General features: G+C 65.4%; 16 protein-coding genes. 8 read left to right on the forward strand and 8 right to left on the reverse strand.

What is annotated here, in order from left to right; genetic code table 11:
• The first annotated feature begins 62 nt into the window (after positions 1-62).
• Both KUV38_RS05855 and KUV38_RS05860 read left to right on the forward strand, forming a co-directional pair.
• On the forward strand, positions 63-956 hold the full coding sequence (locus KUV38_RS05855) for a TRAP transporter small permease subunit (protein ID WP_222469151.1): 894 nt from the start codon (positions 63-65) through the stop codon (positions 954-956).
• Between the two features lie 11 nt (positions 957-967).
• On the forward strand, positions 968-3,340 hold the full coding sequence (locus KUV38_RS05860; protein WP_222469152.1) for a TRAP transporter large permease subunit: 2,373 nt from the start codon (positions 968-970) through the stop codon (positions 3,338-3,340).
• Positions 3,341-3,525: 185 nt separating this feature from the next.
• Here KUV38_RS05860 and KUV38_RS05865 read toward each other — a convergent pair whose 3' ends face one another.
• The 6 genes from KUV38_RS05865 to KUV38_RS05890 all read right to left on the reverse strand — a co-directional run bounded on the left by KUV38_RS05865 (position 3,526) and on the right by KUV38_RS05890 (position 7,707).
• Positions 3,526-4,377: an arginyltransferase gene (locus KUV38_RS05865; RefSeq protein WP_222469153.1), complete on the reverse strand. Its 852-nt coding sequence runs from the start codon at positions 4,375-4,377 to the stop codon at positions 3,526-3,528.
• 118 nt (positions 4,378-4,495) lie between these two features.
• Positions 4,496-4,945: an RDD family protein gene (locus tag KUV38_RS05870; RefSeq protein WP_222470977.1), complete on the reverse strand. Its 450-nt coding sequence runs from the start codon at positions 4,943-4,945 to the stop codon at positions 4,496-4,498.
• A 130-nt stretch (positions 4,946-5,075) separates the two neighbouring features.
• Positions 5,076-5,546, reverse strand: coding sequence for a DUF2852 domain-containing protein (locus KUV38_RS05875; RefSeq protein ID WP_222469154.1), 471 nt, complete (start codon positions 5,544-5,546; stop codon positions 5,076-5,078).
• A gap of 123 nt (positions 5,547-5,669) precedes the next feature.
• Positions 5,670-6,248 (reverse strand): transglycosylase domain-containing protein, encoded by a 579-nt coding sequence (locus KUV38_RS05880; RefSeq protein ID WP_222469155.1) that lies wholly within the window; start codon positions 6,246-6,248, stop codon positions 5,670-5,672.
• The gene (locus KUV38_RS05885; protein ID WP_222469156.1) at positions 6,245-6,715 is read right to left on the reverse strand and encodes a YbaK/EbsC family protein; all 471 of its coding nucleotides are present in this window, start codon (positions 6,713-6,715) and stop codon (positions 6,245-6,247) included. Before KUV38_RS05885 ends, KUV38_RS05880 begins: the two co-directional genes overlap by 4 nt.
• Before the next feature lie 62 nt (positions 6,716-6,777).
• Positions 6,778-7,707 (reverse strand): calcium/sodium antiporter, encoded by a 930-nt coding sequence (locus KUV38_RS05890; RefSeq protein ID WP_222469157.1) that lies wholly within the window; start codon positions 7,705-7,707, stop codon positions 6,778-6,780.
• Positions 7,708-7,827: 120 nt separating this feature from the next.
• On the opposite strand from KUV38_RS05890, the gene glnE reads away from it, so the two are divergent.
• Together glnE and KUV38_RS05900 are read left to right on the forward strand one after the other, a co-directional pair.
• Positions 7,828-10,602 (forward strand): bifunctional [glutamate--ammonia ligase]-adenylyl-L-tyrosine phosphorylase/[glutamate--ammonia-ligase] adenylyltransferase, encoded by a 2,775-nt coding sequence (gene glnE, locus KUV38_RS05895; protein WP_222469158.1) that lies wholly within the window; start codon positions 7,828-7,830, stop codon positions 10,600-10,602.
• Positions 10,602-10,880, forward strand: coding sequence for a hypothetical protein (locus KUV38_RS05900; protein WP_222469159.1), 279 nt, complete (start codon positions 10,602-10,604; stop codon positions 10,878-10,880). Before glnE ends, KUV38_RS05900 begins: the two co-directional genes overlap by 1 nt.
• Positions 10,881-10,960: 80 nt before the next feature.
• On the opposite strand, the gene eda is transcribed toward KUV38_RS05900, so the two are convergent.
• Together eda and edd are read right to left on the reverse strand one after the other, a co-directional pair.
• Positions 10,961-11,602 carry a bifunctional 4-hydroxy-2-oxoglutarate aldolase/2-dehydro-3-deoxy-phosphogluconate aldolase gene (eda, locus tag KUV38_RS05905; protein ID WP_222469160.1) on the reverse strand — a complete coding sequence of 214 codons (642 nt, stop codon included), beginning with the start codon at positions 11,600-11,602 and terminating at the stop codon, positions 10,961-10,963.
• Between the two features lie 15 nt (positions 11,603-11,617).
• Positions 11,618-13,423, reverse strand: coding sequence for a phosphogluconate dehydratase (gene edd, locus KUV38_RS05910; RefSeq protein ID WP_222469161.1), 1,806 nt, complete (start codon positions 13,421-13,423; stop codon positions 11,618-11,620).
• A gap of 214 nt (positions 13,424-13,637) precedes the next feature.
• Between edd and KUV38_RS05915 the strand changes: the two genes are divergently transcribed.
• From KUV38_RS05915 to KUV38_RS20865, 4 genes are all read left to right on the forward strand, one after another.
• On the forward strand, positions 13,638-16,229 hold the full coding sequence (locus KUV38_RS05915) for a CHAT domain-containing protein (RefSeq protein ID WP_222469162.1): 2,592 nt from the start codon (positions 13,638-13,640) through the stop codon (positions 16,227-16,229).
• Positions 16,226-18,892 carry a CHAT domain-containing tetratricopeptide repeat protein gene (locus tag KUV38_RS05920; protein WP_222469163.1) on the forward strand — a complete coding sequence of 889 codons (2,667 nt, stop codon included), beginning with the start codon at positions 16,226-16,228 and terminating at the stop codon, positions 18,890-18,892. Before KUV38_RS05915 ends, KUV38_RS05920 begins: the two co-directional genes overlap by 4 nt.
• 140 nt (positions 18,893-19,032) lie before the next feature.
• Positions 19,033-19,653 carry a DUF6778 family protein gene (locus KUV38_RS05925; RefSeq protein ID WP_222469164.1) on the forward strand — a complete coding sequence of 207 codons (621 nt, stop codon included), beginning with the start codon at positions 19,033-19,035 and terminating at the stop codon, positions 19,651-19,653.
• Between the two features lie 173 nt (positions 19,654-19,826).
• On the forward strand, positions 19,827-19,961 hold the full coding sequence (locus KUV38_RS20865; RefSeq protein ID WP_261385160.1) for a hypothetical protein: 135 nt from the start codon (positions 19,827-19,829) through the stop codon (positions 19,959-19,961).
• Positions 19,962-19,970 lie beyond the last annotated feature (9 nt).

Raw genomic sequence — 19,970 nt, forward strand, 5'->3', positions numbered from 1 at the left:
ATGACACCGGGTCTCGCGCCGCCCTTGGCGCGGGGCTCCACAACAAGCGGGGAGAGGAGCGTATGGGGAACGCGCTCGTGTGGGTCATCCAGAACATCGGGATGGGCTTCTACAATATCTTCTATGCGATCACCCATCCGGGGCTGTGGCTGGATTGGAGCAACGGCGAAAGCCTGATGCGCTTCATCTACTACGGGGCCTCGGTGGAGCTGTTCTTCGCCGTCTTCGATATTTTCCTCGTGGTGACGGTGATCGGCCTGATCTGGCCGCGCTTCATGTGGGCGATCGTCCGCGGCTTGGAGTGGTTCGCCAACGGCGTGGGGCGCCTCGTGGCCTGGGTTGGCCTGCTGATGGTGCTGCAACAGGTGATGGTCGTATTCCTGCAGTCGGTGTTCCGCTTCGGCGAGATCACCATCGCGCCCTTTGGCTTTGGCTTTACCCAGTCGGTCGGCTGGTTTGCCGAAGAACTCAAGCTTTACAACGCGATGATCGTGGCGCTCTGCGTCACCTATGCCTTCATTCAGGGCAGCCATGTGCGGGTCGACCTGATCTACGCCGTGGTGCGCCACCGGACCAAGAAGGTGATCGACATGTTCGGGAGCCTGTTCTTCATGGTGCCGGTCGCCGTGCTGACCTGGCTCTACGCATGGTTCTTCCTCTGGCGTTCGCTCATCACGCCCAAGGTCAGCGCCTCGGAGGGGCTGGACCTGCTGATGCGCAAATCCAAGATCGTGAAGTGGAACGTCGAGACCATCGGCTTCTCGCCGAACGGGTTCAACGGCTACTTCCTCTTCAAGATCCTGATGGTCGCCTTCTGCGGATTGGTGCTACTTCAGGCGGTCGCCTTCTTCTACCGCAGCTACCGCGAATTCGTGGAAGGGCCGGAGAGTGACGGCAAATATCTGGATAAAGACACCCTCGGTGAGGGTGAAGAAGCCTACGAAGGCACGCACTAGGGGTTGGGCAGATGATTTTCGGACTTGATGGCGTCGAGATCGGCCTGCTGATCGTTCTTCTTTGTCTCTTCGGGGGCATTCTCTCCGGCTTTCCGGTGGCCTTTGCCATCGGCGGCGCCGGTATCATTTCTTTCGGCATCATCGCGCTGCTCGATGCGCAGGGTGTGCTGATACACCAGGCAATCGACACGGGCACGGATGCCTACCGCGAGGTGCTTGCAACAGGGGTCCACAGGGACGATGTGAGCACCTTCCGATACCCTGATTTGCCAAGGGTCGAGGTGCCGCTCTTCGAGGGTGGCTGGGAGCAGGCGATCAACCGGAACCTGTCGTTCGTGGTGAACCGGATGAACGAGCGGGTCTTTGCGGGCCAGAGCATCGAGACGCTGCTGGCGGTGCTGATGTTCGTGATGATGGGCATCGTGCTCGAGCGCTCGAAGATTGCCGAGGATCTGCTGACCACGATGGCGAAGGTGTTTGGCCCGCTGCCCGGCGGTCTTGCCGTTTCGGTGGTGGTGGTGGGGGCCTTCCTTGCTGCCTCGACCGGCATCGTCGGCGCGACGGTGGTGACGATGGGCCTGCTGAGCCTGCCGACCATGCTGCGCAACGGCTATTCGCCGGAGCTCTCGACGGGTGTGATCGCGGCCTCGGGCACGCTGGGCCAGATCATTCCGCCCTCGATCGTGATCGTGCTTCTGGGCACGCTTGCGGGCGACCTTTACTCCACGGCGCAGGAGGCACGCGCGCAGTCTGTCGGGTGCTCTGACGCGCTGACGCTGCTGGGCAAGCCTGCAGTGGTGTCGGTCGGCACGCTGTTTCAGGCGGCGATGCTGCCGGGTGTCATGCTGGCGGGTCTCTACGCGCTCTATGCCTTTGGTTACGCGGTGGTGAACCCCTCCAAGGCGCCCTCGGTGCAACTCGAAAGCTCCGCTGGTGGCGAGATCATCACCCGCCGGGAAGGTCTGACGTGGTTCCTTGCACTGCCGATCGTGCTGATCGGCGGCGCCGTGCTGCTGGGGCAGGTCGGGGTGATTGGGAGCCAGGTGGTTCGGGCTGTGCAGACCGAGACAAGTGGTGTCGAAGGTGGCCTGCTGCGGACCAATGTGAGCGAGCAGTGTCAGGCGGCGATGATCGACCTGCACGGTCAGGACCGCTGGGATGCCTCCGTGGCGGCCCGTGCCGCGGGCGCAGAGGCTGTTGCTGCCGAGGAGGCCGCACCGGCGGACGGCGCAGAGGGCACCGATGAAGCTGCCCCCGAGGCCGCCGCACCGGTGCCGAACGCTCCGCCGATCGGCACGGGCGTGGCCACGCTGGCGGTGCTCTTCGGCCTCACGCTGATCGTGGCGCGTGGGGTAGCCCCCTCGGCCAGCCCGGTGCCACTGGCTGTGGGCGCTGGGGGCATTGCCCTGATGCTCCTGCTTGATGCCTTCGTGATCCACTCCGGCATGTCGTCGGCGGAGACGCTGGTGATCCTCCTCATTCCGCTGATCATCGTGATCTGGGCGATGCGACATGCCGCCGGGCGGCTCTCGCGCAATGAGCTGATCCGGGTGGTCTTCCCGCCGCTGGTGCTGATCGTGGCCGTGCTCGGGTCGATCCTCGGCGGGATCACCAACCCGACGCCCGCCGCCGCCCTTGGCGCGGCCGGGGCCATCATGCTGGCGGCCTATCGCAAGCTGAAGGAGGAGGGGCGCTCGGGGCAGGTGATCCTGATCGCGACCTACGCCACCATCCTGATGATCCTCGCCGGGGTGAACTTTGACCTGCGGATCAATCAGGAAACCGTGACGGTGGTGACTTGGCTGGCCTTCCTCGTGGCGTTCACCGCCTACATGGTCGCCTTCTTCGGCGTGCTCTACGGCGTCTGGGTGCTCTATCGCGGCTCGGTGATGAGCCCCGTGGTGCGGGAGACGGCGAAGGTGACGAGCATGGTGTTTACCATCCTCATCGGCTCACAGCTGCTGAACCTTGTGGTGATCTCCTTTGGCGGTGAGCATTACATCCAGCAGTTCCTCAAGAGCTTCGACTCCGAGTTCAAGGTCTTCCTGATCGTTATGCTGGTGATGTTCATCCTCGGCTTCGTGCTCGACTTCCTTGAGATCATCTACATCGTGGTGCCGATCGTGGGGCCGGTGATCTACGGCGGAACGATGGACCCGAAATGGGTAACGATCATGATCGCGGTGAACCTGCAGACCAGCTTCCTGACGCCGCCCTTCGGCTTCGCGCTGTTCTACCTGCGCGGGGTGGCACCTCCCCAGGTGACGACCGGGCATATCTACCGTGGCGTGGCACCCTTCGTGGTGATCCAGGTGGTCGGTCTGGCACTGCTCTGGGCCTTCCCGGGGATCGTGTCGATCATACCGGACCTGATCCCGAACTGATCGTGGGGAGATGGATTTGGAAAGGGCGCCTCGCGGGGCGCCCTTTTCTTTTGTGAGAGTGAAGGTGCGTGGCTTTAAGCCCGCCCATCCGGTTCCGCCGCGCCCGGACCGCGTGAAGGGGGCACGGCGGATATGGTTCGGAGTATCCGAACCAAGCACTGCGATTTGGATTGGGTGTGTCGCGATCAGCGGCGTTTGGTGGCCGGGCGACTGTCAGGGAGGCGGATGCGGGCGACCTGTTCGGCGATAGGATCGACCGAGAGTGGGTGCATGTCTTCGCGGTGGGCATCGGGGTTGCCGAGGTCGCGCCAGCTGCCACCCTTATAGATTTCGAGCGCGCCGTAGCTGGCCTTATAGCCCATCTTCGGAGAATCCGGCACCCAGTAGCCGAGGTAGACGTAGGGCAGCCCGGCCTCGCGGGCGATGGCGATGTGATCGAGGATGATGTAGCGGCCGAGCGAGTGCTTCTCGAGATCCGGCTCGAAGAAGGAATAGACGAGGCTCACGCCGTCTTCGAGCACATCGGTGAGGCAGACGGCGACGAGCTTGTCTTCGCCCGTGTCATTGCCCTCGGCCTCGGCGGGCAGGTGATACTCGATGACCCGGCTCTTGACCGGGGTCTCCTCGATCATGGCGGCGAACTCGAAGATATCCATATCGGCCATGCCGCCATCGGCGTGGCGCTGGTCGAGATAGCGGCGGAAGAGGGCATATTGCTCTTCGGTGGCCCAGGGGCTGTTGGCCTTGCGCACCAGTTCTGCGTTGCGGCGGACCACCCGGCGCTGGCTTTTGGAGGGCGTGAAGTCGGCCACGCGGATGCGGGCGGACATGCAGGCGGAGCAATCGGCGCAGGAAGGACGGTAGAGCACGTTCTGGCTGCGGCGGAAGCCTTGCTGGGAGAGCGTGTCATTCAGCTTCTCGGCGCCTTCGCCCTGCAGCGCGGTGAAGAGCTTTCGCTCCATCCGGCCCTCAAGGTAAGGGCAGGGCTGCGGGGCCGTCACGTAGAACTGGGGCGCGATGGGAAGCGTATGGCGCAAGAGGCAGTCTGGCGGTTTGGAGCGGTCTGAAGGACGGTAACAGTGGTATGACGCCGCGCCAAGCCCCCAGAATGGGGGAGGCGCGGCGAAAATGCTGCCGTGCAGCGAGAACCGCGCGTCAGCGGCGGACGGCGGCGCGGTTTATGGCGACGCTGCCCAGAAGATGGTCACCCAGGCTCTGGCGGCGGGCGGTGGTAAGCATCAGGACGATCGAGATCACCTGCACGAAGAAGGTCGAGATCGCCACCGAGTAGATCAGCGTATGGATAAACGCCTCGCCGAGGCCGAAGCGCTCGCCCCGGAAGGTACGCATTTCGAGCGACATCAGGCGCATGCCCCATGTGGCTGAGCCCGAAGCGAGGGTGATGGTGCGGTAGGCGAAGGAGATCACCAGCCATAACAGCGGGTAGAACAGCAGCCCGGTGAAGGCGGTGAAGGGAAGCACCAGCAGGGTCACGAGGAAGATCATCACCCCGTCGACCAGCCATGCGAAGAAGCGCTTGGCGGGTGTGTCGGCGTAGAACTCGGGGTTCAGCTCCGGGTCGGGGAGGGAAGTGATGCTGTCCATGGTGGACATGTGCGGTGTCTCCTTGCGGTTTTGAAGTGGGCCCGCCGCGACAGGGGGGATGCGCGGCGGGCCGTTGGGAGGCCAACGCTTGATGCGCCGGCCTCGTTCCGTTGTTTGTTGGACGCCGGGCTTAGCGCGGCTCGGAGAGCGCGGGCTCGGCACCGGTGTCATCATCCTCGTCATCCGAGGTCTGGGCGGCCTTTGCACGGTCGTCCATGAAGGCATCGAACTCCTGCTTGTCCTTGGCGGCGCGGAGGCGCTCGAGGAAGCTTTCAAAGGCGTCCTGCTCGTCTTCGAGGCGGCGCAGGGTTTCGGCCTTGTAGGCGTCGAAGGCGGTGTTGCCCGAGGAGCGGAAGCCGTGGCGACGGTTCATCCGGTGGGCTTCATGGTGGTGGGAGCGCCGGACGGCGCATTTGCCGGAAAACATGCGTTTGCTCCAGATCATGTATGCGAGAAGGGCGAGACCTACGGGCCAGAAGAAGATGAACCCCAGCACCATGGCTGCGATCCAGGCTCCCTTGCCACGCTCGTCCAGCCAGCCTTCGGCACGGGCGAACCAGCCGGGCTGGTGCGTGACGGTGGCGGTTTGGGCGGTGTTCATCAGGGTATCTCCGTTTCGGTTTTTGTTTATGTGAATGTTTTTCACATTACGGGAGATGGGGGCTGGGGAGGTGGGGTTCAAGGGTAAATGTGAATGTTTTTTACATTTACACGAGAAATGCGGTTACTCGCGGCAACCTGTGCCCTCTGGGATAGCGGCGGGGCCGTTCTCGAGGAGCGAATCCACGAGCGTTTCGGGCAGGGCTACTGCGGCGTTGGAAACCAGTTGGTGGTAGGTTGCGGCCACCATTTCGGGGTTGCTGGTGAAAGAAACGGGCGAGCGCGCAAGGGTGGAGAGTGTCGCGATTTGCTGAGGCGACGCGTCTTGCGAGGTGGTGCCCCAGTAAGCGGTAAGGGCCGCGGGGAAGCCGATGCAACCGTGCCCGAGATCGGCGCGGGCGGCCCAGCCTTGCGCAATTTCACTGTCGGACAGGATGAGGCGCAGACCAACGGTTTTGCGCGCCCAGCGGAGTTGGTCCGAGAGGGTCTCGTGCCCGTCTTCCGGGCCGGTGCCGTTGGCTTGCTCCGCCCGTATGACCAGTTCGCGGAGCATTGGCCCGAAGGTCTCGACTTCGCCCTGCGAGTCCGGCTCTACGATGGCGATGACGAGCGGCTCCATTCCCGCGGGGATCGGGAGCGGCTTGTCTTGGGCGGCGGCCTGCGAAGTGGCCAGCGCCAAAGCTGCGAGTGCGGCGCGGATCATTGGGTGAACTCGGTCGGCGCGGCCTCCGCCAGCCGGCCCATCTCGGCCGGGGCGATCTCGAAGATGTGGCGCGGGGTGCCGGCTGCGGCCCAGACGGAGGGAAACTCCGTAAGGCGTGGGTCGAGGAAGGCTGTTGGCGCGGTCAGGTGGCCGATCGGGGCGACGCCGCCGATGGCGAAGCCGGTGATGTCGCGCACGGCCTTGCCATCAGCGCGGGTGAGCGGCTCGCCTGCCGCCGCGCTGGCTTTGGCCGGATCGACCTGATTGCCGCCTGCGGTGAGAAAGAGGTAAAGCGCGCCGCTCGTCTCCCCGGCGAAGATGATCGACTTGGCGATCTGGTCGATCTCGCAGCCCGCGGCCGCTGCGGCCTCGGCGGCCGTGCGGGTGCTTTCGGGCATTTCGCGCGTCGTGTCGGGCAGGCCTGCGGCTTCGAGTGCAGCGCGGACGCGCTTGAGGGATTTTGACATGCTCGGGCCTCGTTTGGTGGGTTTGCGCCCACCCTACGCGGCGCGGGCGCGGCGGCAAGTGGCTATGCCGCGCCCAGCCAGACGATATAGGCGGCGTAGGGCGCGACCAGTGCCACGCCTTCCTTGCGGGTGATGCGCCAGCCGGTGGTGGCGAGAAAGAGCATCAGCGCGGTGGCGGCGAGCATGACCATGGCATCGGGGATCATGGCGGTTGCATCCAGCGGGGCCGGGGCGAGCAGGGCGGTGGCGCCGAGAATGCCAAGGATGTTGTAAATGTTGGAGCCCAGCACGTTGCCCAGCGCCAGTTCGGGCTGACCTTTGCGGGCGGCCATGATGGAAGTGACAAGCTCGGGCAGGGAGGTGCCGACGGCAACGATGGTGAGGCCGATCACCGCCTCGGAGACACCGAGCGTGGTGGCAAGGTCAATCGCGCCGGAGACGAGAAACCGGGCGCCCAGCAGAGTCAGGGCGATGCCGACGGCGGTGAGGGCGAACGCCGCGACGGGCGAGAGCGTGCGGGCGCCGGTTTCAAGCTCAGGATCGGGGCCTTCGGCGGCTTCGGTCTTCCATGCATAGACGAGGTAGGCCACCAGACCGGCGAGGAGCAGCACGCCGGAGAGGCGGGTGAAGCTGCCGGCCATGGCAAGCCCGAGGCAGGCAAGTGTGGCCAGCATGACCGCCGCGCCATCGCGCAGCAATGCGGCGCGGCGCACGACGATGGGTGCCATCAGAGCGGCGGCACCGAGGATCAGCAGGGCGTTGGCGATGTTGGAGCCGATGACGTTGCCCAGCGCGATATCGGGCGCGCCGGAGTAGGCCGCCTGAAGCGAGGTAAAAAGTTCGGGCGTGGAGGTGCCGAAGCCGACCACGGTCAGGCCGACGAAAAGCGGTGAGAGGCCGAGCCGCAGAGAGAGCGCAACCGCGCCGCGCAGCAGGACTTCGCCGCCAAGGATCAGCAGAGCGAGGCCGGCGGCCAGAGTGAGGAAAAGCATGGGAGAAAACCTCAAAGGGGGCTTGGGCGGATATCATGGGGCGCAGGGCCTGCTACAAGGGGGGAGCGTGGGTTTATTTGCACCCGTTGACGGTGCCGCACGGGCGGGAGAAGAAGACACATGGAATTCGAGAGCCGTATCACCCGCCTGCCGATCGCCGTGGACGCCTCTGCCGCTGACGCTGCGCTCGACAACGCGGGCTGGGCCGGGGGCGATGTGGCGCGGCTGCTCTACGGCATGGCCGGATCGTCGCCCTACCTTGCGGGCCTTCTGGCCAAGGAGGCGCGCTGGCTGGAAGGCGCGCTGGCCGGGCCAGTTGAGGATGTGGTGCCCGCGGTGCTGGCAGAGGCAGCAGAGGGCGATGTTGGCGTGTCGCTCCGGGTGGCCAAGCGGCGGCTGGCGCTCTTTACCGCGCTTGCGGACCTAAGCGGGGTCTGGCCGCTGGAGAAGGTGACCGGCGCGCTGACCGATCTGGCTGATGCCTCGGTGCAGATTGCGTGGCGCCGGGCGCTGGAGCAGGAGGCGGCGCGGCGCAAGTCTATCCTCGAGCCTGAGGACGTGGACGAGGAACTGTGCGGCATCTTCGTGCTGGCGATGGGCAAGATGGGTGCGCATGAGCTCAATTACTCCTCTGACATCGACCTGATCGTGCTCTTCGATCAGGACCGCTGGCCGGAACGGGACTTTCACGAGCTGCGCACCAGCCTCGTTCGGGCCACGCGGGAGGCGGCGAAGCTTCTGAGTGACAACACGGCGGAGGGCTACGTCTTCCGCACCGATTTGCGGCTTAGGCCGGACCCGAGCGTGACGCCGGTGTGCCTGAGCATGGAGGCGGCAGAGCGGTATTACGAGAGCCTCGGGCGCACATGGGAGAGGGCCGCGCACATCAAGGCGCGGGTTTGTGCGGGCGCGTTCAAGGAAGGCGCGGGGTACCTCGAGCGGCTCCGTCCGTTCATCTGGCGCAAGCATCTCGACTTCGCGGCCATTCAGGATGCGCATGACATGCGGCTGGCGATCCGGGAGCATAAGGGGCTGCACGGCACGGCACTGGAGGGGCGCGACCTGAAGCTGGGGCGCGGCGGCATTCGGGAGATCGAGTTTTTCACCCAGACGCGGCAGATCATCGCCGGTGGGCGCGACCCGGACCTGCGGGTGCGTGGAACGGTCGAGGGGCTCGCACGGCTCGCGGAGGCAGGTTGGGTCGGCGCGGAGGAGGCCGCACAGCTGAGTGCCGATTACCGGGCGCACCGGGAGCTGGAGCACCGGATCCAGATGGTGCATGACCAGCAGACGCACGCGCTGCCGAAGGACGCCGCGGGGATCGAGCGGGTGGCCCGGCTGGCGGGTGAGGGCGACACGGCGGCCTTCAGGGCGCAATTGGAAGAGCGGCTGGAGCGGGTGGCCGGGCTTACCGAGGGGTTCTTTGCGCCGGGGCGGAAGCGGACCATCGAGGAGGAAGCCCCGGAGTGGGGTGAGGCGGCGCGTGAGATCATGTCGCGCTGGAAGGGCTATGCCGCCTTTCGCTCGACCCGCGCGGGCGAACTCTTTGCGCGCATCCGGCCCGAACTGATGGCGCAGCTCGGTGGCGCGGCCAAGCCGGAAGAGGCGCTTTCGGCGTTTGACGGGTTTCTGCGGGGGCTGCCTGCAGGGGTGCAAATCTTCTCGCTTTTCGCCTCCAACCCGCAGTTGCTGGGCCTGATCGTGGACATCTGCGCCACGGCGCCGGAGCTGGCCGAATATCTCAGTCAAAACGCGGGCGTTCTCGATGCGGTGATCGGCGGCGACTTCTTTGCCGATTGGCCGGGGGTGCCGGTGCTGGAGGCGCAGCTGGCCGAAGAGATCGCGCGGGTGGAGGACTACGAAGGCAAGCTCGACACCGCGCGGCGCTGGATGAAGGAGTGGCACTTTCGGATCGGCGTGCACTTGTTGCGGGGCCATGCCAGCGCCTTGGTGGCGGGCGAGCAATATGCGCTGCTGGCCGAGGCGGTCCTGAGAGCAGTGTTTCCGGTGGTGGAGGCCGAACACGCGGCACGGCACGGCGCGGCGCCGGGGCGTGGGGCCGTGGTGCTCGGCATGGGCTCGCTCGGCGCGGGCTGGCTCAATGCACAGTCGGACCTCGACCTGATCGTGATCTATGACGCGGCGGGTGTGGAGAGCAGCGAGGGCAAGCGCCCGCTCACCGCGGGCGCGTGGTATGCCCGGCTCACCAAGGCGCTGGTAACGGCGTTGACGGCGCTGATGGCGGAAGGGCGCCTCTACGAGGTGGACATGCGGCTCAGGCCCTCGGGCAACGCCGGGCCGGTGGCGACCTCGCTCTCGGCTTTCGCGGCCTACCAGCGCGAGGAAGCCTGGACCTGGGAGCACCTTGCGCTGACCCGGGCGCGGGTGATCTGCGGGGCGGAGGCGCTGGCGGCAGAGGTCGAGGCGGTGCGTTGCGAAGTGCTGGCGGCGGATAAAGACCGCACCAAGGTGCTGGCCGATGTGGCAGAGATGCGGGCGCGGATCTTCGAGGCGAAAGGCACGGGCGGCGGGCTGGAGGCCAAGATCGGGCCGGGACGGATGCAGGATATCGAACTGGCGGCACAGGCGGCGGCGCTGCTTGGGGGCGTGCCCGACCGACGCGTGGAGGCGCAGTTGGTCGCTGGGGCGCTGGAGGGGGACACCGCACAGCTCGCGGAGACTTATGCTCTGATGCGGCAGGTGCAGGGCTGCGCGCGGTTGCTGACCGCCGGGCCGCTGGAGACGGAGGCTCTGGGAGAGGGCGCTAGGGCGCTTTTTGCTCGGGAAACCGGGATCGAGGGGCTGAAACCTCTCGCAGAACAGATGGATGAGGCCGCCCGAATGGCGGCCCGGGTGATCGATACGGCGCTTGGTGGCGCGGAACAGGAGGCCTGATGGCACAGATCGACGAAACGGCACGCTTTGACCACAAGGGGCTCATCCGTGAGGCCTATCGGATGGAGGGCGTTGGGCCGGGCGAGGCCCGCAGCATCTTTCTCGACTGGGCCCTGAGCCTGCCGGATGAAACCGAGCAGAGCATGGCACTGCGCTCGCTTTACGAGCACTACGGTCGGCGGGCGCCGGAGCATCCGATGTCTGTCGTGCTGCAGGAGGCGATGGAGGCCGATATGACGCCCAAGCGCCGTGGCGGCTGGCGCGGGCGGCGGGAGTAGCGCGTACCAGACGCCTGCCTCATCGGCTGTGTCTAATAGGGCCCATGGTGGCGGGACAAGTCCCGCCAGCTCTGTCCAGCTTAGCGCGGGAGGGCGGCGGCCTCTTTTGCCAAGGCGGTGATACCGTCCCAATCGCCGGATTTGACCTTGTCTCCTGGCGCGACCCAAGAGCCGCCGACGCACATGACGTTGGACAGGCTCAGGTAGTCATTGGCGTTCTTCAGGCTCACGCCGCCGGTGGGGCAGAAGCTGATCTGCGGGATCGGCGCGCCGATGGCCTTGAGGGCGGGGGCGCCGCCCGAGGCTTCCGCGGGGAAGAACTTCATCGCCGTGTAACCGCGCTCGAGCAGGGCCATCGCCTCCGTCGCAGTGGCCGCGCCGGGCAGGAGCGGCAGGCCAGCGTCTTCACAGGCTTTGAGCAGGGTGTCGGTGGCGCCGGGGCTGACGCCGAACTTGGCACCGGCGGCGACGGCGTTTTTGACATCTTCGGGTGTGAGCAGGGTGCCTGCGCCGACCACGCCGCCTTCGACCTCGCTCATGGCGCGGATCACATCGAGCGCGGCGGGGGTGCGCAGGGTGACCTCGAGCGCGGGCAGGCCGCCAGCGACCAGCGCTTTGGCGAGCGGGGCTGCATGGGCCACGTCATCCACCACCAGCACCGGGACCACGGGGGCGAGGGCGCAGATTTCTTTTGTCTTCGCAGAGGCTTCAGCGGGGGTCATGATGGTGTTCCTTGTTCAGACGACCACCGCCGCGCCTTCATCGGAGGCGCCGACGGACTGGCGGAAGGCCTCGAAGAGTTCGCGGCCGATGCCGTATTTATTGGGTGTAAGGTCGGGCGAGGCGGGGGTGCGGGACTCCCAGCCTTCGGTCAGAATGTCGAGCGTGCCGGAAGCTGCATCGACGCGGACGAGGTCTCCGTCTTGCACCTTGCCAATCGGGCCGCCCATCGCGGCCTCGGGGGTCACATGGATTGCAGCCGGCACCTTACCGGAGGCGCCGGACATGCGGCCATCGGTGACGAGGGCGACCTTGAGGCCGCGATCCTGAAGCACCGCGAGGGGCGGTGTGAGGCTGTGGAGCTCGGGCATGCCGTTGGCCTTGGGGCCCTGGAAGCGGACGATCACCACGGTATCCTCGGTGAATTCACCGGCCTGGAAGGCCTTCTTCACGTCATGCTGGTCGTGGAAGACGCGCGCCTTCGCCTCGATCACGTGGCGCTCGGGGGCTACCGCTGACACCTTTATGACCCCGCGACCGAGCGAGCCTTTCAGCTCCTTCAGGCCGCCGGTCTTTTGGAAGGGGTCGGTGGCGGGGCGGAGGATCTTGTCATTCTGGCTGTCCACAGCGGAGGGCTGCCATGTGAGCTTGCCGTCGATGATCTTGGGTTCTTCAACGTAGCTGCCTAGGCCCTCGCCGGAGACGGTGAGCGTGTCGTCATGCAGCAGGCCTTCGGAGAGCAGTTGGCGGATGAGGTATTGCAGGCCGCCTGCGGCGTGGAAGTGGTTCACGTCAGCGAGGCCGTTCGGGTAGACCTTGGCCATCAGAGGGACGGTCTCGGAGATGTCGGAGAAATCCTGCAGGTCGAGGATCACGCCCGCGGCGCGGGCCATGGCGGGCAGGTGCAGCACGAGGTTGGTGGAGCCGCCGGTCGCCATAAGGCCGACAATGCCGTTGACGAAGGCTTTTTCATCAAGGACTTGGCCTGCGGGGCGATAGTCATTCCCCGCCGCCGTGATCTCCAGCGCGCGCGCGGTGCCAGCGACGGTAAGGGCGTCGCGCAGTGGCGTGTTGGGGTTCACGAAGGACGCGCCGGGCAGGTGCAGGCCCATGAACTCCATCAGCATCTGGTTGGTGTTGGCCGTGCCGTAGAATGTGCAGGTGCCGGGGCCGTGGTAGGAGGCCATCTCGGCCTCCATCAGCTTGTCGCGACCCACTTCGCCGGTGGCGAATTGCTGGCGGACCTTGGCCTTTTCATCGTTGGGCAGGCCGGAGGTCATCGGGCCTGCGGGCAGGAAGACCGCCGGGATGTGGCCGAAGGTGGCGGCGGCGATGATGAGGCCCGGCACGATCTTGTCGCAGACGCCGAGGTAAATGGCGCTGTCAAAGCAGTTGTGGCTGAGGCTGACACCGGCGGCCAGCGCGATGACGTCCCGAGAGAACAGGGATAGCTCCATGCCGGGCTGGCCTTGGGTAACGCCATCGCACATGGCAGGCACGCCGCCTGCCACTTGGGCCGTTGCCCCCTTGGCGCGGGCGGCGGCGCGGATCATCTCGGGGAAGCGCTCGAAGGGTTGGTGGGCGGAGAGCATGTCATTATAGGCGGTGACGATGCCGATGTTGGGGGCCGTGCCGCCTGCAAGCGCAGCCTGATCCTCGCCCATAGGGGCATAGGCGTGCGCCTGATTGGAGCAGCTCAGATGCGCGCGCACCGGACCGGCCTCGGCGGCCTTGCCGATCCGCTCGAGATAGGCGCCACGTGCTTCGGCGGAGCGGGAGATGATGCGGTCGGTGACTTCGGCGATCTTGGAGTTGAGCGGCAAGGGAGCGGGCCTCCGGGCTGGCGATTCTGGCTGGCTTCAGCTTACTCCGTTAGCGCTAACGGTGCAAACCGTGACCTGATTTGTCATGCAATTCCCTTTGACCATGGAGCGCGGTGTGGGGATATTTCAAGCCATGAAGCCATTTGTATTGTTTCTTTGCCTTGTATTCGCGCAGCCCGCGGTAGCGCAGGAGTTACCGCCTGAATTGCAAGCGATGCATGAAGAGGCCGACAGGTTTGGCTTCGAAAACCGTCCGGCGGAGGCAGAGGCGCTTTTACGGGAGGTCCTGGCGCGCGGGCGGGAGATATACCCCGAAAACACGCCGATCTTGCTGGTGGTCGAGGGTGAAATCGCCTCAATGCGCCAGCGGCAGGGGGACCGCGCGACAGAGCTGGAGATGCGGCGCGACATCTGGGAGAGGTTCCGCAAGGTTTCAACTGTTTACCATCCCTCCCACGCCATCGCGCAAATGAACCTTGCGACCTCGCTTGCCGCTGTAGGCAGGCGGCGTGAGGCCCTGCCGCTGGCCATCGAAGCGGTGAGCGTGGCCGAGGCGCTGCACGGGCCGGATGGTTACGTGGCTAATATCTGGCGCGGCAACGTGGCCGAGATGCTGCGGGCGGAGAACTACGGGCAGGAGGCGCTCGATCTTTTCCGGACGTCGCTTGCGGGGCTCGAAAAGAACATCGTGGAGGAGAACAACCCCAACAGCGGTGGGCTTTACCGTGCGGCTATTTCGATGTCCGTGAATGTTGCAGAGTTACTGAAGGCCAAAGGTGAAGATCAGGCCGCGTTGGAGCAGTTGCGGGATACCATTCCGAGGGTTGAGACCTATTACGGGCCTGCCGATCTGGAGACCATCGCCCACAAACTGAAACTGGCCGAATACCTTGTGGACGTGCGCGACTATGACGGTATGGATGCGGTGATCCGGCAGGTGATGCCGCAGATCGACGCCATCTACGGGGCGGACAACCCCTTCACGGCACGGGCGATGAGCGTTCATGCGCTTTACTACCTGCGCGGCGGCCCCGATGCTGAGACCTTCCCTGAGGGCCTTGCGATGTTGCAGGCAGCATCCGAGATGTTTCATGCGGTTTTTCCTGCTGGGCCGGGCGGCGGCGCACATGAAAGCTGGGGGATGACGGAGCTCAACCTCGCCGCCGTGCTTTCGGACGTGGGCGATTGGGACGGTGCGGTGAGGGCCGCGCTGAGGGCGGAGCAGTTGGGAAATGCCAGCCGTCAGACCCTGCTGGAGGCGTTGGATACGGCAGGGGTAAAGAAAGCCTGGAGTTGGGGTGAGGTAATCGACGAGAGCTTCCGGATTGCCCAGGAGACCAGTCAGACCGATGCGGGCCACGCGCTTTATCAGATGGTTGCCCGGCTGACCCTGGGCGACAGTCCGGCGGCGGCGATGCACCGGGCCATAACCGACAGCAATGACCGCGAGGAGGCTTTGCAGACCGAATACGCCGCGCTGATGACAACGCCGGTTGAACAACGCGACCCGACGCGCGAGCGCAGTCTCACGGCGGAGCTGGCCGCGCTCAGCCGCGAAAAGAAGCGGCTGACCGATGAGCTATACGCCGCGGCCCCGGATTTTACCGCCCTGCTTTCGGACGGGATGATCACCGTGAAGGAAACCCAGTCGCTGCTTGGCCCCGAAGAGGCGGTGGTAATGCTCGATGTCGGTCCGCGGCCGGACGATTGGGATTTCATCTTTGTCATCACGGCCGATCAGCGTTTCTGGCTGCCGATGCCGCTGGACCCGACCGAGGTTGCCGAGAAAGTCTCTGAGCTGCGGGCGTCGGTGAACGTGCAACTGGGCGTGCGGGCGGCAACGGCGCTCAAGGCGGGCAGCAGCCATGCGGAGGGCGAATTTGCGCTGGAGGCGGCGCACTGGCTCTATGAACAGACCTTTGGCGTCGTCGAGAAAAACCTTGAGGGAAAGACGCATCTTTATGTGGAGTTGCGCGGGGCGATGGCGGCGCTGCCGCCGCAACTGCTTGTCCGCCGGCCTGCCAGCTCGCTGGAGGAGGCGGACTGGATGGTGCGCCACCACGCGATCACGGTGATCCCGAGTGTCTTCTCGATGCGGGCGATGGATATCGCGCGCGACGCGCCAACCGCCCCCGAGCCGATCCTCGGCGTGGCCAACCCTATTTTTGACCCAAACGGCGAAGCGCCGGTGCAGGCGTCGTCGAACCGGGGCGGGACGCTATCGCCGTTGCCGGAGACTTTTGGCGAGGTGCAGGCGGTGGCGGGCTCGATGGGCTCGCAGACCGTTTGGCAACAGGCGGAGGCAAGCGAGGCGGCGATCAAGGGGGCCGATCTGGAGCGGTTCAAGGTGCTCTACTTTGCTACGCACGGGCTGGTCTCTGGCGATGAGGTGAAGGACCTCGTGGTGCAGGAGCCCGCGTTGGCATTGACGCCGGGGGGCGGGGAAGACGGGCTGCTGACGGCCTCGGAGATTGCGCATTTGCGGATGAACCCTGATTGGGTCGTTCTCTCGGCCTGTAACACTGCTGTCGGGGACACACCGGGCGCGGAGGCTTTGAGTGGTTTGGCCCAGTCGTTCCTATACGCCGGGGCGCGGGCGCTGCTGGTGAGCCACTGGCCGGTGGAGAGCCAGTCGGCGGTGAGCCTCATGACCGATATTTTCGCCCGCCGTGCGAACGACCCTGAGCTGAGTGCGGCAGAGGCGCAGCGGCAAGCGATGCTGGCGATGATCGACGGGCCACGGCCAGAGTGGCGACATCCGGCTTACTGGGCACCGTTCATCCTCGTGGGAGATCCGGACCGGTGAAGCGGCTGCGCGCCCTCTGCATTTGCCTAGCGCTCGGTTTAGCCCAGCCGTCCCTTGCGCAGCAGACGCCGGAGCAGATCGCTGCGGATGCGGAAGAGCAGTCAGTCTTCGATGTGTTCACCAGCGGCCAGTATGAGGAAGCCCTGCCGCTGGCCGAGGCGTTGCAGGCCTCACTCGATGCCGCCTTTGGGCCGCATTCAGAACGAGCGCTACTGAATCACGCTCTTGTGGCCCAGATCCTCGCTCGGCTGGGCCGCCAGAAAGAGGGCATCCGGATGAGCGCGGAGGTGCTCGAACTTTGGGTTACGCACCACGGGCGCGACCACCCTGAGGCGCAGCGGGCCCGGATGAACATGGCGATGGCGCTCTCGAACGCGCATCGGGCGGGCGAGGCGATGCCCTATGCGTTGGAAGCCTATGAGTTTGCCCGGCGCTACTATGGGCCAAACGCGGTGACGACGCTGCTCTCCCGCTCGAATGTTGCCGGGCTGCTGGAGCGCACGGGAAAGTACGAAACGGCGATGGAAGAGTTCCAAGCGGTCGCCGAAGGGCTGAAAGAGACCGAGGGGATGCGGGCCGGGCGGCACCGGGTCAATGCGCTGAAGCACGCGGCGCGGATGGCGGAAAAGCTTGGCAGGTATGACGAGGGGGTGATGCTCTACGCCGAGGCGGTGCCTGCAACGCGGGAGTTCTTTGGCAACGATCACCCGGAGCTGCAGTCGCTGCTCTACATGACCGGGCGCTTGGCGGGGCAGCTCGGCTACGTGGATCTCGCCGGGGAGGTGCTGCTGGAAAGCGCCAAACTTGCAGAGGCGATCTATGGGTTCAAGGCGCGTCAGACCAACGAGACCAACGCGATGATTGCCCTCGTGCTCACCCGCGAGGGGCCGGGCAGCGATTATTACGACATCGGCAAGGGCCTGCTCGATGTGGTGATCACCAATATGGAAGAGACCTTGGGCCGGACCCATCCGGCCTTGTCGGAGCCTCTCACGTGGGCTGCGACACTGGCGATGGAAGAGAACCGCTGGGAGCGGGCGCTGGAGTTGGCGCGGTGGTCTGCCGAGATTGGCACATCCATGTCTGGTCCGTGGTTCGATGCGCTTGCGGCTGCCGAGGCGAGTGGAAAGATGACCGCGGTCAATGCGGCGGAGGAGGCCTTTCGCGCCGTTCAGTCGAGCTATCTTTCAGTGGCCTCGACCAGCACGCTGATGTTGCGGCAAAGGCTTGCGCTGGCACAGGAAGGCGCAGGCGTGGCGGCGCGGGCCTATACCGACAGCATCCGCCGCCGGAACGAGCTGCAAGCCGCGCTGCTCGCGGTGTCAGGGCTGCCGGTCGAAGAGCGCAATCCGGCTGAGGAAGCCGTGCTTCAGGCGGAATTGTCCGACACGGTGGCGGAGTTGGCGGCCTTGCGCGGCGAACTCTCGGACCGCGACCCTTGGATGAACGGGCTGAAGGAAGGCATGGCCGCAACGGCAGAGGAGGCCCGTGAGAGCCTGAGGCCGGGGGAGGCGGTGGTGATCGTCGATGTCTCCGCGCGAGACTGGGGTGCGAGCCGGATCGTGGTGTTGACGCCCGACAGCGCAGCCTGGGCGCCGGTCCCTGCCAGCCAGCCGGAATTGTCTGCGCTTGTGGAACGGGTGCGGGAAGGGATCGAGCTGAAGGTGGGTGTGCGGGCGGCGCTTTCGCTGAAGGCGGCAACGGGTGAGCCGCCGAAGGACTTTGATACGGAGGCCGCGAGGGAACTCTATGCGCTCACCTTTGGGCAGGTCGCGCCGGCGCTTGAGGGGGCCACGCATTTGTATATCGAGTTGCGTGGGGCGCTGGCCTCTCTGCCGCCGCAGCTCCTGCTGCGCTCGGAGCCTGAGGGCGGCACGCTGGCCGAGGCTGACTGGCTGCTACGGCATCATGCGGTGACGGTCATCCCCTCGGTTCTGTCGCTCCAGATCACCACGCTGAGTGCCGAGTTGGGCCATGCGCCGGAGCCGTTTCTCGGGCTGGCCAACCCGGACTATGCGGCGGACCCGGCGGCAGAGGCTTCCGCCAGCAATGCCCGCGCGGCGCAACTCCGCTCTGGCCTCGCGCCCTTGCCGGAGACTGCCGACGAGGCCCGCTCGGTGGCGGGTGCCGTATTGGCCAGTGCTGAGGCGGTGCTGGAAGGCCCGGCGGCGAGCGAGGCGGCGGTGAAGGCAGAGGCGCTGGACCGGTTCCGCGTGCTCTACTTTGCCACTCACGGGCTGATGGCAGGCGACGAGGTTGGTGGTGCGGTGATGGACGAGCCTGCGTTGGCGCTGACGCCGGGGGCAGGGGATGACGGCTTTCTGAAGGTCTCCGAGATTGCCCGGTTGAAGCTGAATGCCGATTGGGTCGTGCTCTCGGCCTGCAACACGGCGGTGGGGGGCAAACCCGGCGGCGAGGCGCTCTCGGGTCTCGCTCAGGGGTTCTTCTATGCGGGCGCAAAGGCGCTGTTGGTCAGCCATTGGCCGGTGGAGAGCCAGAGCGCTGTGGCGCTGATGACAGATATCTTTGCCCGTCGTGCCGCCGATCCGTCGCTGACAGCGGCGGAAGCGCAGCGGCAGGCGGCGCTTGCGCTGATGCAGCAGCCGAAATGGAGCCACCCGGCCTATTGGGCGCCCTTCATCCTCGTTGGCAACCCGGGGTAGATAGGGCTCCTGCGCCCCGCGGGTATTGTCGACGAATACCGAACAATTCTACGAAAATTTTCTCATTCTCGCCCCAATTGCCCGGTTCTCTGATGCCATGAGCAGATCATGCGCCAACAATGGCCGGAAGGACTGAGATCATGACCAAACTGACGACTGCCGCCGCTCTCGCCATCACTGTGCTGGCCGCCGCAGGTTGCACCGTGCGTTCCACCGTTCCGGTGGCGCGCTCTGCGCCGCTTGGCACGACCGACGTTGCAGCCCCGGTACAAACGCAGGCGCCCTATGCGCAGGCCTACAGGATCCGCGATATTCGCGTGAACGTGCCGGACTCGCTCCGCGTTTCGGAAGCCAACAGCTACTATCCCAACGCAGATATCGTCTGGCGCGGCGATGCGCCGGGTGACCGCCACGAACAGGTCGCTGCGATCTTCGAGGAGGCACTGGGCCGCGGGGCGGTGCGCCTGAACGCTGGCAAAGAGGTCGATGTCGAGATCGAAGTGTTGCGCTTTCACTCGCTGACCGAGAAGACTCGCTATACCATTGGCGGCGTCCATTCGATCAAGTTCGAGATGACGATGATCGACCCACAGACCGGTGCCGTGCTGGAGAGCCGGAAGATTGTTGCCGATCTGAAAGCCTATGGTGGGACCAAGGCCGTGGCCATGGAAGCCAAGGGCTGGGGGCAGAAGGCCCGCATCACCCAACATCTGGCAAACACCTTTGCCGCAGAGCTTTCGGCAGGCTCTGCAGCCGGTTGATCTGACCGCACGCGCCACCGGCGGCGGCAAAAAGCCGCCGGTGTTGCACGCAGGTTACCCTTGCGTAAGCAAAATGTGCAACAATGCACGCCAACGCCCCACGGGCGCGTCTTCTGACGTATGGATGGAACGAGCAGTTCGGGCTCTGCGTTGAGCCTCAAAGGATGAAACCGATGATGAAAACGAAAATCACCCTGATTGCGCTGGCCCTCTCGGCTCTGGCTGCCTGTTCCTCGGCGCCCGTTGGCACCACGCCGGTGCAGCAACTCGACAGCCGCGCTGTCTGGTCGACCGGCAGCTATCGGTGACAGCTCTTT

Source organism: Vannielia litorea (assembly GCF_019801175.1).
Lineage (GTDB): Bacteria > Pseudomonadota > Alphaproteobacteria > Rhodobacterales > Rhodobacteraceae > Vannielia > Vannielia litorea_B.

What these genes read in the sequence shown, in the direction of transcription:
- KUV38_RS05875 (WP_222469154.1), bottom strand. Translation starts at nt 5,546, where the DNA reads ATGAACACCGCCCAAACCGCCACCGTCACGCACCAGCCCGGCTGGTTC.
- KUV38_RS05900 (WP_222469159.1), top strand. Translation starts at nt 10,602, where the DNA reads ATGGCACAGATCGACGAAACGGCACGCTTTGACCACAAGGGGCTCATC.
- KUV38_RS05855 (WP_222469151.1), top strand. Translation starts at nt 63, where the DNA reads ATGGGGAACGCGCTCGTGTGGGTCATCCAGAACATCGGGATGGGCTTC.
- glnE (WP_222469158.1), top strand. Translation starts at nt 7,828, where the DNA reads ATGGAATTCGAGAGCCGTATCACCCGCCTGCCGATCGCCGTGGACGCC.
- KUV38_RS05925 (WP_222469164.1), top strand. Translation starts at nt 19,033, where the DNA reads ATGACCAAACTGACGACTGCCGCCGCTCTCGCCATCACTGTGCTGGCC.
- KUV38_RS05890 (WP_222469157.1), bottom strand. Translation starts at nt 7,707, where the DNA reads ATGCTTTTCCTCACTCTGGCCGCCGGCCTCGCTCTGCTGATCCTTGGC.
- eda (WP_222469160.1), bottom strand. Translation starts at nt 11,602, where the DNA reads ATGACCCCCGCTGAAGCCTCTGCGAAGACAAAAGAAATCTGCGCCCTC.
- KUV38_RS05870 (WP_222470977.1), bottom strand. Translation starts at nt 4,945, where the DNA reads ATGGACAGCATCACTTCCCTCCCCGACCCGGAGCTGAACCCCGAGTTC.
- KUV38_RS05860 (WP_222469152.1), top strand. Translation starts at nt 968, where the DNA reads ATGATTTTCGGACTTGATGGCGTCGAGATCGGCCTGCTGATCGTTCTT.
- KUV38_RS05880 (WP_222469155.1), bottom strand. Translation starts at nt 6,248, where the DNA reads ATGATCCGCGCCGCACTCGCAGCTTTGGCGCTGGCCACTTCGCAGGCC.
- KUV38_RS05885 (WP_222469156.1), bottom strand. Translation starts at nt 6,715, where the DNA reads ATGTCAAAATCCCTCAAGCGCGTCCGCGCTGCACTCGAAGCCGCAGGC.
- KUV38_RS20865 (WP_261385160.1), top strand. Translation starts at nt 19,827, where the DNA reads ATGATGAAAACGAAAATCACCCTGATTGCGCTGGCCCTCTCGGCTCTG.
- KUV38_RS05915 (WP_222469162.1), top strand. Translation starts at nt 13,638, where the DNA reads ATGCATGAAGAGGCCGACAGGTTTGGCTTCGAAAACCGTCCGGCGGAG.